Raw genomic sequence first — 17,880 nt, 5'->3', positions numbered from 1 at the left:
CGCACCTCCCGGTGCGGGGCCTTTGCCGTTACCGGGAGTGCGTCAGTACCACGGCGTGAGCGTCAGGACGCCGTTGAAGTAGGCGCCGCCGCGGAAGCGCCAGTTCGGGCTCGGGTTGGTCGCCTTGGCGGCCGAGGTGAGCGACCACTTGTAGGTCGACGTGCCGAACGGGCCGCACTGCAGCCACGTCCGGCCGCCGTCCTGCGACCAGTCCATCCAGACCGAGTCGCCCGGCCCGAGCGCGGCTTCGCTGCCGTGGGCCCGGGCCCACCCGCGCTTGACGCCCTGGACGATGCCGACCTCGACGGTGAGGCTGCGCCCCGGCGAGTTGGCCACGACGGTGCCCTCGAGGTCGTCCGGGATGTCGACGAACCCGTTGGCGCCGTGCGCGCAGTCGGCCGCCGACGCCGAAGCCACCCCGGAAACGCCGACCAACAGGGACGCGGAGGCCGCGACCACGGCCGCGCACGCGCCCAGCTTTCGCAATGATGACAATTCGATCCCCAATTCCTGAGTACCAGTGAATGAGGAGAAAGCGCAGCACGCGCCGCGATAACCCTCCCCGTCGGCAGCAAACCACGAACACCCCGGTTTCACCAATAGGCCATCACGGTCGGAGGGCGACACCGACCCCGGCCGGGCCCCCGCGTCCACCGGCCCGAACAACGCGACAAAAGCCGCGAATCCGGCAGGAAAGCCTTCCACCAGGCGGCCCAGCTCTCGGTGAACTCCACCCGAATGGCGGCTTGGCGGCGCCGGTAACGCGAAGTTTGATGTTGGTTGCCACGAGTTCGCGCTGATGATCGTGGCCGAGCAAGGGGAGGCATCGGCGCCACCAGGCTGTGAGGTTTCCTCATGTCGTCTTTCGTCGGCAGCCCACTTTCCCTATTGCGCACCACGGGTCTTCTTTTCCGCGCACGCTAGCGCTTTTGGCGTAGTACGCCTTTTCCCCGCACTTCGGCAAACCCCGATTTCGCGCGCCGGAAATCCCCGTGTCCGAAATCATTCGGCCATTCCTGCGCGTAGGAAAGAGAAGAGATGAGATCCAGCTGGCGGAAGGCTGCGCTCGGCGCGCTGGCCTTCCTCACCTTGCTGCCGGCGGTGACGGCCACGCCGGCCGCCGCCGAGCAGACGACCCAGGAAACCCGGGCGGTTCCCGCCGACGATCCCCCCGTCGTCGCGGACGCCAAGCGGGACGAGCTGCTCGGCCAGGGCTGGCAAGCCTCCGGCGACCGGCTCTGGACCACCACCGGCGACGCGGAGGGCCTGCACGTCCTGACGGCCGAAGCGAAGACGGGCTACAGCTGGCGCACGATCGCCGACCTGACGGTGACCGGCGTCGACACCGACCAGTGGATCGGCCACGGCTGCGTCACCGGCTCGGGACAGCGGGCGGTGATCGTCTACGCACCCCGCACGTTCACCAACAAGGAGGACCTGACCTCCCGCGGCGGCCTCACCGCGGTCGTCGACCTCGTCACCGGCGCGGTGACGAAGCTGCCGATCCGCACGACGCTGTCGTACTACAACCCCGGTTGCGGTGCCGGTGAAACCGCCGCGCTGACGCAGGAAGGCGGCGACCGGCTCCCGAAGACCGGCATCGTCACGGTGGACACGACGACCGGCAAGCTCAGCGCCCGCACCGAACTCCCCGGGCAGACGACGTCGGCCACCCCGGTCGACGGCGGGTTCGTCGTCGCCGACGCCGCGGGCCTGCTCAAGATCGGCACCGACGGGACCAGGCAGCGGCTGGTCGCCGGCACCGGCGGCGTCCCGTTCAACGTCCGGGCCGACGCCCAGGGCGGCGTGGTCTTCATGGACCTCGCGGGCAACGACAGCCGGGTGCGGCGCGCGACGTCGTCCCGGCAGCTCAGCCAGGACGCGCCGACGCTGGCCAGCGGCCCGCTCGGCTCGGTCGGCGTCGCTTCGGGCGTCGGCGGCAAGGTGTTCGTGACGGGTACGCCGGCCAAGGTGGCCGCTCTGCCCGGTGCGGTCGCCCGGCTCGACGTGCCGGCGGACGCCGAGGTCTCGTCCCTGGGCCAGACCGCGATCACCGACGTGGCCCTCGCGCCGGTGAAGCCGGGCACGAAGGCGGCGAGCGATCCGCACCGGCCGCGTCCGGTGCACATCGCCACCCGCAGCCTGCGCACCGGCAAGGCGTTCGGCTTCGGCGTCGACCCCGGCGACAGCATCAAGCCGCGCTGGAACGACACCGTCGACGCCGACCGCGTCTGCTCGGTGCCCCGCAACGACCCGGGTACGCAGGTCTACCAGCCCACCCCGCGCGAGGTGGAGTGGGCCGCGGACAACGCGGTGACCGGTGCGCGCAGCGTGGGCAACAAGATCCCCGCGCAGATCCTGCTGGGCGTGCTCGGCCAGGAGTCGAACCTGTGGCAGGCCGCCCGCAACATCTGGGCCGGCGAGTACGGCAACCCACTGGTCGGCAACTACTACGGCCTGGACATCTACGACGACAACCCCAGCAACGACTGGGACATCCGCTGGGACAAGGCCGACTGCGGCTACGGCGTCACCCAGACGACCGACGGCATGCGGCTCGCCGGGCACCCGAAGCCGGGCACCCCGGACGTGACGCGGCTGCCGAGCGAGCAGCGCGCGATCGGCACCCAGTACGTCTCGAACGTCAACTCCGGCCTGGACATCCTGCTGGACAAGTGGCAGCAGCTCCAGGCGCGGGGCATGACACTGAACAACAACGACCCGATGCGCATCGAGAACTGGTTCTACGCGACCTGGGCGTACAACTCGGGGCTGCACGACGGAACCCAGCCGGACGACGCGGGTGTCGTCGGCCTCGGCTGGCTCAACAACCCGGCGAACCCGCGCTACCCGGTGGGCCGGGCGAACTTCGGCGCCAAGCCGGCGGACTTCGCCCACCCGGAGAACTGGCCGTACCCGGAGAAGGTGCTCGGCTTCGCGACTAGCCCGCCGTCGGGCTACGAGGGGCCCAACCAGCCCGAGCCGTTCTTCCGGCCGGCAACCTGGAACGGCGCGAGCGGACCGGACACCACGCCCGGGACGGCGAACTACAACCGCCGCACCGCGCGGCCCGCACCGCAGACCTTCTGCACCGCGGACAACAACTGCTCCTGGGGCACGGCGGTCCCGCCCGACGTGTCGGGTGAGCCGCCCGGCCCCTGCCTCCACCGGGACGCGGCCGGCAAGCTCGACCTGCGGTGCTGGGTCAAGACCGCGGCGACCTGGAAGCCGGACTGCAGTACCACCTGCGGCTTCGAGTTCGTCCGGTACGACCCGGGCGTCGGCAAGCCCGCCGACGGCGCCAGCTACCCGCCGCGGTGCGACAACAACGACAGCAACCCCAGCCACAACGGGATCGTGGCCACGGCCGGGGTCGTCGACGACGTCACCACCCAGACACCGCCGGTCCGGCCGTGCCGGGGAATCCACGCCAACCTGGCGGGGAGTGACTTCTCGTTCAGCTACCCGAGTGCGTCGTCCAAGATCGACCTGCACCAGGTCGGCGGCGGCTACGGCGCGCACTACTGGTACGGCCACACCCGTTCCGACACCGACGAAGGCCACAAGACGCAACTGATCGGCAACTGGACCTTCCCGTCCATCGACGGGCTGGCCAAGCTGATGGTCTACATCCCGTCCCACCTCGCGGACGCGGACGTGGTGTACGTGGTCGACACGGCGAGCGGGCCGCTGAACGTGCCGGTGCGGCAACGCGACCACCACGACGAATGGGTGACCCTCGGGGTGTTCCCGTTCTACGGTCAGCCGAAGGTGCACCTGAACACGATCACGGCCGGGGCGAACGGCCTGGACGCGCTCGCGTTCGACGCCATGGCGATCGACAAGGTGCCGGACGGGCCGGGGTACACGCCGATGATCGTCAACGATTCCGCCGGGCCCGACGGCGGCTACGCATGCCTGCAGCTCAAGGGCAACGTGGCCAAGGCGGGGTCGACGGCCGAGTTCCGAGGCTGCAACAAGGCGTGGGGCTACGGGTACTGGAACGTGGTCGGGACCAACGTGGTGGTCAACGTCGGGTCCACGCAGCTGAAGGCGTACGTCGTCCAGGACCGCACGGCCGGGCTGTGCCTGCAGGTGGCCGACGGGCGCACCGACGACGGTGCCCCGGTGGTGCTCGCACCTTGCGTGGCCGGCGACACGAACCAGATGTGGACGGTGCCACCGCCACCGCCGGCGCTGCCGGCCGGACCGACCCCGCAGTTCGCGGTCAACGTGAAGACGCTGAAGTGCATGAGCCTCGGCACGGCGAACCCGAACGGGACGACCCCGGTCGTCCAGGAAACCTGCGACCAGGGCGGCAACAAGCCGTGGCAGTACTGGAAGGGGTACACGCAGGGCAACCCGTTGCCCTGACGGACGAAGAACGGGCCCTCCGCGCGAGTGCGCGGAGGGCCCGTTTTCCCCTACGGCGTCAGCAGTTGCGGATGGTCCAGACCGGACCCCAGTAGTACGACTGCTCGAAGCTGTTGGGCACCGGCGTCGTGTAGAGCAGGTTCCCGGTCTTGCCGTAGAACCTGGCGCGGGTGCCCGACGACTGCTGGTTGATCCACGAACCCGTGCCGGTCCAGTTCGGCAGCGAGTAGCTGGCGCAGTGGTACATGTCGATCGAGTCGCCCGCGAAGAACGTGTCGCTGTAGGCACAGAAGTGCCCGTCCTTGGCGTGCTGCTCGCCGTAGAAGCACGGGTCCAGGTCGGCCGCGGTGTTCGTCGTCTTCAGGTTGCGCACCTTCGACTCGCCCGGCACCGTGAGCCCGACCGTGGCGTTGCCGTCCAGGTCGATCTTGTTCGGCGCGATCTGCTTGCCGCCGACCGCGGCGAGGTAGCTGTCCGCCTTCGCCTGCAGGGCCGCGGCCTGGTCGGCGGTCAGGCCCGCCGCCACGGCGTCCGCGCGGAAGTCCGGGTGCGTCTGCGCCGCTCCCGCCGACACCGCGCCGCCGACCAAGGACAGCACCGTTGCCGCGAGCACGGCGGCAAGACGTGTTCCAGCCATTTTTACCCCTCTCGGAAATGAATGCCGGGGAAACCCCGTCAGTTCGCAGAGTGCCCGACCGACCCCCGGTGATCAAGGTGGAAAAAGGAATTGCTTCCAATGGAGCAGAGAGCCCTGCGCCTTGTACCCCGCCGACCGCAAAAGGCGGGTGAAGCCGCTACACGCCGTGGGTGTTTTGTCCGATATTGCACCCGAATGGCGGCTGGCGCGAGCCGAACCAGGAGAGCTTTGATGATCGAGTGCGCTGGGGTGTTTGCCCTGGCCACGACCGCCGGGGCACGGGGAGGTGCCGGCGTCGCAGCAGTACCCGGGGGAGAACCGTGTTCACTGTCTTGCCTTCGCCGCTCTCGTGCGCCGATCCGCGTCGAGCCGTCACCCGCTCCGCCGGATAGCGCTTTCCTTATTCATCAGTCGCGTATTTCAAAGGATTTCGCATGCCGGTTTCCCCGGCGACCGGTGAATTCGGCGCGCCCGGCGTGCGAGAGAGGGAAGAAATGAGACGAAGCTGGCCGAAAGCCGCGGTGGCGGCACTGGCCTTCCTCACGCTGGCCCCGGTGATGACCGCCGCGGCCGACCCCGACGCGGTCCCCACGCTGCCGCCGGGTGCGGTGCAGGCCAACACCACGCCGGCGCCACCCGCCGACCCGCCCACGGTCGACCCCGGCAAGCGCGACGAACTGCTCGGCCAGGGCTGGCAGCGCTCCGGCGACCGGCTCTGGACCACCAGCAGCGACGCCTCCGGGTTCCACGTCCTGGTGGCCGAGGCCAAGACCGGCTACACGTGGCGGACCGCCGCCACCCTCGGCAAGCCGAACGCGGACGTCGACCAGTGGATCGGCAACGCCTGCGTGACCGGTTCCGGCCAGCGGGCCGTCGTCGTCTACGCGCCCAGGCGGTTCACCAACAAGGAAGCGCTGACCGGCCGCGGCGGTCTCACCGCGGTCGTCGACCTCGCCACGGGCGCGGTCACCGACCTGCCGGTGCGCACGTCGCTCGCGTACTACAACCCGGGGTGCGGCGCCGGGGAAACCGCCGCGCTGACCCAGGAAGCCGACGAGGACCTGGGCAAGACCGGGGTGCTCGTCGTCGACGCCGCGACCGGGAAGCTGAGCCCGCGCACGGAACTCGCCGGCCAGGTCACCTCGGCGACGCCCACCGCGGGCGGGTTCGTCGTGGCGGACCGGCTCGGCCTGCTGAAGGTCGGCGACAACGGCACCCGGACCCGGCTGGTCAAGGACACCGGCGGCGTGCCGTTCGGCGTCCGCGCCGACTCCGCGGGCGGTGTCGTGTTCATGGACCGAGACAAGGACAAGGCCCGCGTCTTCCGCGTGGCGCCCGGTGCCGGTGTCACGGCGCTGGCCAGCGGCAAGTTCGGCGCGCTCGACGTCGCCGGCGGAGCGGGCGGCCGGGTGTTCATCACCGGCAAGGCGGACACGCTCGCCGCGCTGCCGGCGCCGGTGCGGAAGCTGGACACGCCCGCGACCAGCGAGGTCTCCACCCTCGGCGAGGCCGCGGTGACCCGCACCCAGACGCAGGTCACCAACGCGGACCCGGCCGTGCCGGAGCAGGTGCACATCCAGAGCCAGAGCACGAAGACCGGCAAGCCGCTCGGGTTCAGCTTCGACCCGGGCTCGACGCCGAAGCCGCGCTGGAGCGACACGACCGACCCGGCCCGGACGTGTTCGGTGCCGCGCAACAACACCGGCGTGCAGGTGTACCAGCCCAAGCCGAAGCAGGTGGAGTGGGCGGCCGACATGGCGGTCAAGGGTCACCTCTTCGCTTCGCGGCCGGCGAACTGGAACAACAACGGCCTCAGCGCCTACACGCCGCAGGGCATGTTCCCGCCGGTCGCGCTGTCGACCGGTGGCGAGGTGCCCGCGCAGATCATGCTCGGCATCCTCGGCCAGGAGTCGAACCTGTGGCAGGCCAGCCGGTACGCGCTGCCCGGCGAGACCGGCAACGCCCTGATCGGCAACTACTACGGCCTCGACATCTACGACGCCGACGCGGGCAACGACTGGGACATCCACTGGGACGACGCCGACTGCGGTTACGGCGTCTCGCAGATCACCGACGGCATGCGGCTGGCCGGGCACGCCAAGCCCGGTGAGACGCTGCTGCCGGCGAACCAGCAGATCGCGGCGGGTACCGACTACGCCGCGAACGTCGCCGCCGGCCTGCGGATCCTCGTCTCGAAGTGGAACCTGATGCAGAGCGTCGGGATGAAGGTCAACAACAACGACCCGGCGAAGATCGAAAACTGGTTCTATGCGACCTGGGCGTACAACTCGGGGTACCACAACCCGGGCGAAGCGGGCACGAACGGCGCGTACGGGCTCGGCTGGCTGAACAACCCGGCCAACCCGCGCTACAACCCGTCCCGCCACCCGTTCGGCAGCGACCCGCACGACTTCGCGCACCCGCAGCAGTGGCCGTACGAGGAGAAGGTGCTCGGCTTCGCCACCTACCCGCCGAGCGGGTTCGAGGCTCCGGGCGTCGAGGTGCCGTTCTTCCGCGCGGCCTGGTGGAACACCGAGGGTTACCGGGCGGCGGCGGTCCCGGCCCCGCAGCTGTTCTGCACCGGGGACAACGCGTGCGACTGGGGTTCGTCGCACACGCCGAACGCGCCGGAGGTCGCCGGCGAACCCGCCGGTCCGTGCGCGCACACGAACAGCGCGGGCCAGTACGACCTCAAGTGCTGGGTGCACAGCGCGCTCAACTACAAGTCCGACTGCGACAACGAGTGCGGGCACGAGTTCATCCGCTACGACTACCCGGACTTCGCGGCGGAACCGGCGAACGGGACGAGCTACCCGCCCGCCTGCAACACGGTCGGGCTGTCCGGTGACGCGCTGACCGTCGACGACGTGCCGGACGCCACCAAGCCGATCCAGAACCCGAACTGCAACGGGATCGGCAAGAACTTCGGCAGCTTCGACTTCACGTTCGCCAAGGACGCGAACGGCTTCGAATCGTCGAAGATCGACCTGCACCAGCTCGGCGGCGGCTACGGCTCGCACTTCTGGTTCAGCCACACCCGCGCCGACAACGCCGAGGGCCGCAAGACGCAGATCACCGGCACCTGGACGTTCACCGCGATCGACGGCCTGGCCAGGGTCAAGGTGCACATCCCGGCGCACATGAGCGACGGCGGCACGGTGACCTACACGATCGACACGGCCAACGGCCCGGTCCCGGTCCGCGCGGCCCAGTCGACCAGCAGCAACGGCTGGATGAACCTCGGCGTGTTCCCGTTCAAGGGTGTGCCGAAGGTGCACCTCGGCACGATCGACCAGACCGGCGACGGCACGGAGAAGGTCGCCTGGGACGCGGCCGCGCTCGAACCGGCGTACGGCACGGACGAGCAGGGCGACTACAACCCGGGCTTCCACAACGACGGTTCGAAGATGTGCCTGGTGCTGCGAGGCAACACCCCGGCCAACGGCGCGGTCGTGGAGCAGCGGGCGTGCAACGCCTTCACCGCGAACTACTGGCACCTCAACGAGCTGCGCACCGAGGGCAGCGGCACCACCCTTTCGCACATCGTGCAGGTCGTCGACCGGGGCAGCCACCTGTGCCTCACGGTCGCCGGCGGCAGCACGGCCAGCGGGGCGGCGATCGTCGAGGCGGCCTGCGACGTGAACGACACGGCTCAGCAGTGGAGCTTCGGCACCCTGACGAACACCGAGTCGTTCACCTCCGAGGGGCTGCACAACATGAAGAGCGGGCTCTACGCCGGGCCCAAGGATTCGGCGAAGACGGAGGGCGCGCCGATGACCCAGCGGGCGCTCGACCTCGACGGGGACCACGTCCTCGACGACACGCAGTGGTGGGGCAAGTACATGGCCACCGCACCCTGACCGGCGGATGATCGACCGGGCCCGGCAGGCACTCCGCCTGCCGGGCCCGTTTTCCGTGAACCGCCGCCGCCCGCGGGACGTGTGAGTGTCGAGGGGTCTGCGCCCGCAGCCCACTTCGCGCATCGAGGACGGCCCGTGTACACCGACCGAAATCGCTCGAGGTCCGGCCGGCGGCCGGGTCCGCGTGGTCGCTACCAGCCACGACGGCCCCTCCCGCCGCTGCCGCACGACCTGACCGAACCGCACGAACTGCCCGAACCGGACGAGCCGGGTGCCGCCGTCCCACCGGCGGCCCTGCGCCGCCGTCGGCGCTGGAAGACCGTCCGCCGGGTGGTGTACGTGCTGGCCGGGCTGTTCTTCATGGTGCCCGCGGTCGCCTTCGTGGTGACCTACTTCGCCGTCGACGTGCCTTCGCCGGACAAGGTCGCGCAGTCGCAGGGCCAGGCGGTCACCTACCTCTACGCCGACGGCACCGAGATGGGCAAGGACGTCCCCAGCGGCGGGAACCGGCAGATCCTGACCCCCTCGCAGATCCCGGACGTCGTCAAGAAGGCCGTGATCGCCACCGAGGACGCGTCCTTCGAGACCAACTCCGGGTTCGACGTCTCCGGCATCCTGCGGGCCGCCTACAACCAGGCCACCGGCGGGTCCGGCGGCGGGTCGACGATCTCGCAGCAGTACATCAAGAAGGCCACCGGCGACGACGCGCCGACGCTGACCCGCAAGTGGGTCGAGCTCGCGAAGTCGTTCAAGATGAACCAGACCTACGAGAAGGCGGACATCATCACCGCCTACCTCAACACCATCTACTTCGGCCGCGGCGCGTACGGCATCCAGGCCGCCGCGCAGGCGTACTTCGGCAAGGACGCCGCCCAGCTGAACTTCTCCGAGTCCGCGCTGCTCGCCGGCCTGATCCAGCAGCCGGGCCGGTCGGAGAACGCGACGGTGGCCCGCGACCGGTGGAGCACCGCGCTGGACCGCATGCAGCGCAACGGCTACCTCACCGCGGCCAACCGGGCGGCGGCGAAGTTCCCGACGCCGGTCCCGCTCGTCGATTCGCGGCAGGGGACCACGCTCAACCCGTTCATCAAGAAGCAGGTCAAGGCGGAGCTGGCGGCCGCGGGCATCCCCGAGGAGAAGTACTACGCGGGGGGCTTCCAGGTGTTCACGACGATCGACTCGAAGGCGCAGAACGCCGCCGAGCAGGCCGTCGCGCAGGGCATGGCCGGGCAGACCGACGACCGCATCCTCGACGCGCTGGTCGCCGTCGACCCGCGCTCGGGCGGCGTGCTCGCCTACTACGGCGGGGCGCCGATCGTGAAGGGCCCCAACGGCGAGGACCAGGCCGGGCGCGACTGGGCGGACGAAGCGCACAACCCCGGGTCGTCGATGAAGCCGTTCGACCTCACCGCGTTCCTCAAGGACGGCCGCGGTCTCAACGCCGTCTTCGACGGCCGCTCGCCGCGGTCGTTCCCGGACGTGCCGCTGCCGGTGCGCAACGCCGGCACCACCAGCAGCTGCTCCGAGACGTGCACGGTGGCCGAGGCGATGCAGCGGTCCACCAACACCGTCTTCTACGACATGGTGCTCAACGTGACCAAGCCGTCGGGCGTGGCCGAGGCCGCGCAGGAGGCGGGTATCCGCACGAAGGACACCGGCGGCCGCAGCGTGCTGTTCACCGGGGACAACAACATCTCCATCGGCGGCGGCCAGACCGCCGTCACCCCGGCGGACATGGCCGCGGCGTACGCGACCTTCGCCTCCGGCGGGGTCCAGCGCGGCCGCCACTTCGTGCAGAAGGTGACCAACGCCCAGGGCGAGACCGCTTACGAGGCCGACACGCGCGCCACGGACGCGTTCGCCGACAACGACCGTGGCAAGAGCCAGCAGATCGCCGGGAACGTCACCGCCGCGCTGGCGCCGGTGATCCCGTTCTCGCGGCTGACCTGCCCGTCCGGGCACGAGTGCGCCGGCAAGACCGGCACCCAGCAGCACACCCCGGGCGACGACGAACCGGCGTCCGCGGCGAACACGAACTCCCAGACGTGGATGGTGGGCTACACACCGTCGGTCTCGGCCGCGGTGTGGGTGGGCGGCGACGGCGACAAGGCGTTGCGCGGCCCGACCGGCCAGCCGCTGACCCCGTCCGTCGTGGCCGGCCCGGTGTGGCAGCGGTTCATGCAGCTCTACCTGGCCGGGAAGCCGGGCGAGCGGTTCAACCGCGTCCAGGCGATCACTTCGCCGCAGGACGACCAGTTCCAGTTGCAGCTCCAGCAGGAACAACAGCAGCAGCAGTTCCAGCAGCAGCAACAACAGCAGCAGCAGGACTTCACCTTCGGCCGCGGCAACCAGGACCAGCAGCAACAACAGCAGCAGCAACAGAACCGCGGCCGCGACCGGCGTGACGGCCGGGGTCCCGGGCGCGGCAACGGGAACGACACCGGGCAGTCGAATTCCGGCCCCTGACCTCCCGCGTCTGCCAGGATGATCGCGGGACGCCCGTCCCGCGATCATCCGTCGGGAAGGCCATGCGGAAACTCGCTCCCCTCACCCTCGCCGTCCTGCTGGCCCTGACGACGACCGCGGACGCCGCCGCGCCGTACTGGGCCGACGAGCTCGGGCTGCCCGCGGCCTGGGAGCTGTCCGAGGGCGCCGGGGTGCGGGTCGGCCTGATCGACACCGGCGTCGCCGCGGACCCCGACCTCGACGGCGCGGTGCGGCCCGGCGCGGACTTCCCCGACCTCGGCGCGCCCGCGGGGGACGCCATCGGGCACGGGACGACGATGGCCCTGCTGATCGCCGGCCGCGGCACCGCGGGCACCCGCGGGGTCGCCCCGAAGGCGGAGCTCCTGCCGGCCCGGCTGACCGGTGGCCCGTCCGACGCGGTCGCCGCCGTCCGGTGGGCCGTGGACCAGGGCGCGAAGGTCGTCAACCTGTCGATCGGCAGCGGCGGGCGGACGACGGAGTACGACGAAGCCGTGAACTACGCCCGTGACCACGACGTGGTCGTCGTCGCGGCGGCGGGGAACGCGGGCGAGGACCGCGGGGTGACCAGCCCCGCGGACCGGCCGGGCGTGCTGGCCGTGACGGCGGTCGACCGGACCGGGAGGTTCCGCGACGACGTCAGCGTGTCCGGCCCGGAGGTGAGTTTCGCGGCGCCCGGTGTCGACATCTCGACATCCCGTCCCGGCGAGAAGGCGCCGACGTCGGGGACGAGCCAGGCCGCCGCGATCGTGTCCGGCGTGGTCGCGCTCGTGCGGTCGCGGTACCCGGACCTGACCGCGGCCCAGGTCACCGACCAGCTGGCCCGGACGGCGAAGGATCTCGGCGTGCCGGGCCGGGACAACGAGTACGGCTACGGCTTGATCGACCCGGTGGCCGCGTTGTCCGCGGAACCGGACACGGGCACGCCGTGGTGGGTCATCGCGCTGTGGGCGACCGGCGGCGTGCTGGTGCTGGGCGCGGCCTGCGCGCTGCTCGTGGTGCTGCGGAAAAGGAGGCCGTGACCTCGGAGCTGGGGGTCACCGAGGTCACGGCCGGTCAGGGGGTCAGAGTTCGACCACGGTGCCGTCGACGCCGGAGCGGTGGGCGGCCTCGATGACGCGCAGGGCCGCGACCGACGACTCCGGGTCGACCGGGAACTCGCCTTCGCCGCGCAGCGCGTCACGGACCTGGGCGTAGAACTGCTCGTAGCGGCCGGTTTCGGTCGGCACGGTCTCGACGTCCGGGCCGACGCCGAGCTTCCCGGCGTCCGCCGCGGGCTCTTCGCCCCAGCCCGCGTCACCCGGCCGCAGCCCGGCCTTGATCTGCGGTTCCTGCACGTCGAGGCCGTACTTGGTGAACGTCGCGCGGTCGCCGAGGACCCGGAAGCGCGGGTTCTGCGTACCCGCGAGCGCCGAGGACCACAGGTGCGAGCGGACCCCGTTGGCGTGCGTCAGCGCGACGAAGACGTCGTCGTCGACCTGGACGCCGTCCCGGCGGCGGTCCACCTCCGCGTAGACGCGGGTGACCGGGCCGAACAGCTGCAGCGCCTGGTCGACGATGTGCGCGCCGAGGTCGTAGAGCAGGCCGCCGGCCTCGGCCGGGTCGCCGAACTCGCGCCAGTTGTCCTTGATCTTCGGCACCCAGCGGTCGTAGCGGGACTCGAAGCGGAACACCTCGCCGAGCCGCCCGGAATCGAGGACCTTCCGCACGGTGAGGAAGTCGGAGTCGAGCCGCCGGTTCTGGAAGACCGTGAGGCCGACGCCCGCCGCCTTCGCCGCGGCGACGACCCGCTCGGCCTCGGCGGCGGTGGGCGCGAACGGCTTGTCGACGACCACCGGCAGGCCGGCTTCGATCGCCCGCAGCGCGAGCGGGACGTGCGTGCGGTTCGGCGTGCTGACGACGACCAGGTCGAGGTCGCCGGCGCGCTCGAACAGCTCGTCGGCGCCGGGCACGATCTCCGCGCCCGGGTGGTCGGTACGCGCCTGGGCGGCGTTGCCCGACGTCGTGATCACCGCCGGGGTCAGCCCGGGCGTGGCCGCCACCAGGGGCGCGTGGAAAACGCGTCCCCCGATGCCGTACCCCAGGATGCCCACCCGCAAGTCGTCCGCCATGCCCGCCATTAAACAACAGCGTTGCCTAATTGACCAGACGTGCGAAGATCTCGTCCATGGCGGACACCGGGGTGAACCTGCGCGACGTGCGCGCGCACAACCGCACCCTGCTGCTCACGCACATCCTGCGCGCCGGCGGCCTCAGCCGGGTCGAGCTCGCCGAACGCACCGGGCTCACCCAGCAGGCCGTCTCCAAGATCGTGCCCGAACTGCTCGACACCGGCCTCCTGGACGAACAGCGCCAGCCGTCCGGCGCGGTCGGCAAGCCCCGCACGCAGCTGCGCATCCGGGCCGGCGCCAAGCACGCGCTCGGCGCCCGGCTCGACCGCGACGAGTTCCACGTGGTCCGCGCCAACCTCCTCGGCGAAATCGAGGAGGCGGCGGGCGGCCCGCTCCCGGCCGGCTTCACGCCCGCCCAGGCCGTCGAAGCCATCGGTGCCACCGCGCTCGAACTCGCCGACGGCTTCGACGTGCTCGGCCTCGGCGTCGGGGCGGTCGGCCCGCTGGACCACCGGGCCGGCCTGGTCCGCGACGCGACGAACATGCCCGGCTGGCACGACGTCCCCCTGCGTGACCTCCTCGAGCAGCGCACCGGGCTGCCGGTGACGCTGGACAAGAACACGAACGCCGCCGCGTTCGCGCGCCTGTGGCCGCACGGCGAGCCGACGGCGACCGCGGTCATCCTCGCCGGCACCGGGATCGGCGTCGGCCTGCTGATCGACGGGCGGCTCTACCGCGGCCCGCGGACCAACGCGGGCGAGTTCGGGCACACCACGATCGCCTACGACGGGCCGCGCTGCGGCTGCGGGCGCCGCGGCTGCGTCGAGATCATGGCCAAGCAGGCCCCCGACACGCGGACCGCCGCCGGGTTCCTCGGCATCGGGCTGGCCGACCTCGTGCAGGTGCTCGACCTGGAGCAGATCGTGCTGGCCGGCCGGGCGGTCCGCGACGAACCGGGCGTCCACCGCGAAGCCGTTTCGGCGCGGCTCGGGGAACTGCTGCCGGCACCGCACTGGCAGCGGATCGAAGTCGTCGAAGACGGCTCCGGCGAGGAGATCGTCACCCGCGGCGCGGCCGCCGAGGTTCTGGCCTCGTACTACGCGAATCCGGCATGATCACCGGCTTCACCGCCGCGCACCCCGATCACCGATACGATCCGGCTCGTGCCAGAGGAGACCACACGGGAGGCTGACCCCGGACCCGTGACGCTGACCCGGGCGGAACGGGTCGTCCCGAGCTGGACCGACCCCCTCGCGGCGGCGGTCACCAGACCCCTCGGCGGGCCGCTCGGCGAGCACGCGGCGGTCGGCAGGCACTGGTTCTGGTCACCCCAGCGCGTCGGGCTGCTGCTGGCCACGCTCGCGCTGATGCTGTGCTGGTTCGGCAAGGGCTCGTGCATCCAGCAGTACCAGGACGCCAACGGCGTCACCCAGCTCGACTGGCGGGCGGGCCGCCCGTTCGTCGCGATGTGCTACTCCGACATCGTGCCGCTCTACGGCTCCGAGCGCCTCGACCGGCCGGGCACCTTCCCGTACGCGACGTCGTGGAAGGAGAGCTCGCAGACCGCCGAGGACAACACCCGGTACATGGAGTACCCGGTGCTCACCGGGCTCTTCCAGTGGGCGAACGCCAAGCTGGCGGCGGGCTGGCTGAACGTCGCCGAGGCCGGCTGGCTGCCCGGCGCGCTGCCGGTGGCGATCTACTTCGACATCACCGCGTTCTTCCTGGCGGCCGCGTGGCTGGTCACCGTGTGGGCGACCGGCCGGACGACGAGACGCCGCCCGTGGGACATGGTGCTGGTGGCGGTCTCACCGCTGGTCCTGGTGCACGCCTTCACCAACTTCGACGCGCTCGCGACCGCGTTCACCGCGACCGGCCTGCTCGCCTGGGCCCGCCGCCGCCCGGTGCTCGCCGGCCTGCTGCTGGGGCTCGGCGCGACGGCGAAGCTGTACCCGCTCTTCCTGCTCGGCGTGCTGTTCGCGCTGTGCCTGCGCGCGGGGAAGCTGACGCCGTTCTGGAAGACCGCGATCGCCGCCGTCGTGACGTGGCTGGCGGTGAACGCGCCGTTCATCCTGTTCACCACCCGCGGCTGGTGGGAGTTCTTCCGGATGAGCGCGCTGCGGCCGATGGACCCGGACTCGCTGTACAACGTCTTCTCGTACACCACCGGCTGGGCCGGGTTCGACGGCGTGCTGCAGAAGAACCAGACCCCGGCGTACCTGAACATCACGGTGGCCGTGCTGTTCCTGGCCTGCTGCGCCGGGATCGCCTACCTCGCGCTCGCCGCGCCGCGCCGGCCGCGCGTCGGCCAGCTCGCCTTCCTCGTGGTGGCCGCGTTCCTGCTCACCAACAAGGTGTGGAGCCCGCAGTACTCGCTGTGGCTGGTGCCGCTGGCCGTGCTGGCCATCCCGCGCTGGCGGCTGCTGCTCGGCTGGATGCTGCTCGACGCCGTCGTCTGGGTGCCGCGGATGTTCTACTACCTCGGCATCGACCACAAAGGCCTGCCCGAGGGCTGGTTCCTCGGCACGGTCGTGGTCCGCGACCTCGCCGTCGTGAGCCTGTGCGTGCTGGTGGTCCGGGAGGTCTGGCGCCCGGCGACCGACCTGGTCCGGCTGGACGGCGAAGACGACCCGGCCGGCGGCTTCCTGGACGGCGCCCGGGACGTGATCATCCCGAACGCCACCCGGCGCCGCCGGAAGACCGTAGGCGTTTGAACCCAGCCGGCTAACCGAGCTGTTCCCGCAGGTAGGCGATGTCGGCGGCCTGGCCGTCGGCCGGCGTCTCGACGACGACCGGCGCACCCGCCGCCCGGGCGACGCCGACGAGGACCTCGGGGTCGATCGTGCCCTCGCCCTCGACGACGTTCGCGTGCCGGTCGCGCGTCGAGCCGAACTCGTCGCGGGAGTTGTTGAGGTGCACCAGGTCGATCCGGCCGGTGATGGCCCTGACCTTTTCGACGGCGGTGGCCAGGTCCCAGCCCGCGGCGAACGCGTGGCAGGTGTCCAGGCAGAACCCGGCGCCGAACTCGCCGACCTTGTCCCACAGCCGGGCGATGACCTCGAGGTCGCGGGTCATCGCGTTCTCGCCGCCGGCGGTGTTCTCGATCAGGATCGGGACCTTGAAGCCGCCCTTCTCCTGCTCGCGCTCGAAGAGCTTGCGCCAGTTGTCCAGGCCGGCCTCGACGTCGTCGTTGTCGCCGACGTGCCCGCCGTGCACGATCAGGCCCTTGGCGCCGATCGCCGCGGCGCCGTCCGCGTGCTGCGTGACGTTCTTGCGCGACGGGATCCGGATCCGGTTGTTCAGCGAAGCCACGTTGATCAGGTACGGCGAGTGGACGAACACCTCGACCGGGTCGGCCGCGATGGCCTCGCCGTGCGGATGCGGCTTCGGGGCCTTCCAGCCCTGCGGGTCGGAGAGGAAGAACTGGACGACGTCGGCTTTGCGCTCGGCGACCGCGGTCAACGGGTCGTCGTCACGGACATGGGCGCCAATCAGCATGCCGAGCACGCTACTCCGGCGCCCGGTTCCGGCCGGTGGGCCCGGTTGGTGACGCTGGTGGAGTACCGTGAGCGCGTTCCGTGATCCAGATTTGGTCCGACTGCCGGAGGGCACCGATGGGGAAGCACGTCGCCCGGATCACCGCACTGGGATTCACCCTCGCCGCCTCGGCGCTCGCGACGCCGGGCTTGGCGAGCGCCGCCACCAGCCCGACGCTGGGCGGCAGTTGCGAGGCCACGCTGCAGCAGGGCAGCGCGTCCGGCCTGACGCTGGACGCCGGCGCCCCGCTCAACGCCCCGAACCAGCTCACCATCGGCCTCGACTCGAGTTCGCGGAACACGAACGGCTCCGCGCCGCTGCTCACCCTGCCCCTCGGCGACACCGTGAAGGCGCTCGGAATCGGCCAGGTGCCGCTGGTCGGCGACGCGACGGCGAAGGGCGTCTGCCCGGCCGCGCAGGGCACGGTCAACGCGGTCGGCAACCTGACCCAGGGCGTGGCCGGCCAGCTGCCGCCGCTGCCCCTGCCGCCGGCCCCGAACCCGCCCCAGCCCGCGCCGCCCGGCCCGAACCCGCCGGGCCCGAACCCGCCGGCGCCGAACCCGCCGCCCGGCGGCAGCACCGGCCCGATCGTCACCGGTCCGGGCAACGCGAGCCTGCCGGGTGACGCCATCTCGGGCATCTACACCAACGCCGCCCTGCTGCCGGGCAGCCTGGTGCAGGCGCCGGTGATCGCCCAGATCATCCCCGGTCAGCAGGTCCCGCCGACCGTCGACGAGCAGCGGTCCGGCACCGCGGAGGCGCTGCCCGGCGTCACCCCGCCGGCGAAGCTGCCGATGCTGCTCGCGGTCCTGGCGCTGGCCATCGTGGCGGCGGCCCTCGTCCGCGCGTGGATCCGCCGCAGCCCGGCCTGACGCAC

Annotated in this window: 11 protein-coding genes; 7 read left to right on the top strand and 4 right to left on the bottom strand. The window is 71.3% G+C overall.

The genetic code is table 11. The features are described from left to right. Positions 1–42 precede the first annotated feature (42 nt). Positions 43–495, bottom strand: a complete 453-nt coding sequence (locus tag ABZW17_RS09045; protein WP_354811270.1) for a hypothetical protein — start codon at positions 493–495, stop codon at positions 43–45. A gap of 543 nt (positions 496–1,038) precedes the next feature. Between ABZW17_RS09045 and ABZW17_RS09040 the strand changes: the two genes are divergently transcribed. Beyond that, positions 1,039–4,374, top strand: a complete 3,336-nt coding sequence (locus tag ABZW17_RS09040) for a hypothetical protein (protein WP_354811268.1) — start codon at positions 1,039–1,041, stop codon at positions 4,372–4,374. A gap of 58 nt (positions 4,375–4,432) precedes the next feature. On the opposite strand, the gene ABZW17_RS09035 is transcribed toward ABZW17_RS09040, so the two are convergent. Then, positions 4,433–5,011, bottom strand: a complete 579-nt coding sequence (locus ABZW17_RS09035; RefSeq protein WP_354811266.1) for a hypothetical protein — start codon at positions 5,009–5,011, stop codon at positions 4,433–4,435. Positions 5,012–5,505: 494 nt separating this feature from the next. Between ABZW17_RS09035 and ABZW17_RS09030 the strand changes: the two genes are divergently transcribed. The 3 genes from ABZW17_RS09030 to ABZW17_RS09020 all read left to right on the top strand — a co-directional run bounded on the left by ABZW17_RS09030 (position 5,506) and on the right by ABZW17_RS09020 (position 12,377). Beyond that, complete coding sequence (locus tag ABZW17_RS09030; protein WP_354811264.1) at positions 5,506–8,871, top strand: RICIN domain-containing protein; 3,366 nt, start codon at positions 5,506–5,508, stop codon at positions 8,869–8,871. 135 nt (positions 8,872–9,006) lie between these two features. Next, a complete protein-coding gene (locus ABZW17_RS09025; RefSeq protein WP_354811262.1) occupies positions 9,007–11,337 on the top strand; it encodes a transglycosylase domain-containing protein in 2,331 nt (776 codons plus the stop codon). A gap of 62 nt (positions 11,338–11,399) precedes the next feature. Then, on the top strand, positions 11,400–12,377 hold the full coding sequence (locus ABZW17_RS09020; RefSeq protein ID WP_354811260.1) for a S8 family serine peptidase: 978 nt from the start codon (positions 11,400–11,402) through the stop codon (positions 12,375–12,377). A gap of 42 nt (positions 12,378–12,419) precedes the next feature. Here ABZW17_RS09020 and ABZW17_RS09015 read toward each other — a convergent pair whose 3' ends face one another. Continuing rightward, a complete protein-coding gene (locus ABZW17_RS09015) occupies positions 12,420–13,466 on the bottom strand; it encodes a Gfo/Idh/MocA family oxidoreductase (RefSeq protein WP_354811258.1) in 1,047 nt (348 codons plus the stop codon). Positions 13,467–13,522: 56 nt separating this feature from the next. Here ABZW17_RS09015 and ABZW17_RS09010 point away from each other — a divergent pair, with 56 nt between their 5' ends. Continuing rightward, a complete protein-coding gene (locus tag ABZW17_RS09010; protein ID WP_354811494.1) occupies positions 13,523–14,581 on the top strand; it encodes an ROK family transcriptional regulator in 1,059 nt (352 codons plus the stop codon). Positions 14,582–14,629: 48 nt separating this feature from the next. Continuing rightward, positions 14,630–16,180 (top strand): glycosyltransferase 87 family protein, encoded by a 1,551-nt coding sequence (locus ABZW17_RS09005; protein WP_354811256.1) that lies wholly within the window; start codon positions 14,630–14,632, stop codon positions 16,178–16,180. A gap of 10 nt (positions 16,181–16,190) precedes the next feature. Here ABZW17_RS09005 and ABZW17_RS09000 read toward each other — a convergent pair whose 3' ends face one another. Next, complete coding sequence (locus tag ABZW17_RS09000; protein WP_354811254.1) at positions 16,191–16,964, bottom strand: deoxyribonuclease IV; 774 nt, start codon at positions 16,962–16,964, stop codon at positions 16,191–16,193. Between the two features lie 116 nt (positions 16,965–17,080). On the opposite strand from ABZW17_RS09000, the gene ABZW17_RS08995 reads away from it, so the two are divergent. Continuing rightward, the gene (locus ABZW17_RS08995; protein ID WP_354811252.1) at positions 17,081–17,875 is read left to right on the top strand and encodes a hypothetical protein; all 795 of its coding nucleotides are present in this window, start codon (positions 17,081–17,083) and stop codon (positions 17,873–17,875) included. Positions 17,876–17,880: the final 5 nt, after the last annotated feature.

Origin of the sequence: Amycolatopsis sp. NPDC004625 (genome assembly GCF_040609695.1) — a bacterium.
Lineage (GTDB): Bacteria > Actinomycetota > Actinomycetes > Mycobacteriales > Pseudonocardiaceae > Amycolatopsis.
This window is presented reverse-complemented; position numbering and strand designations above follow the sequence as displayed.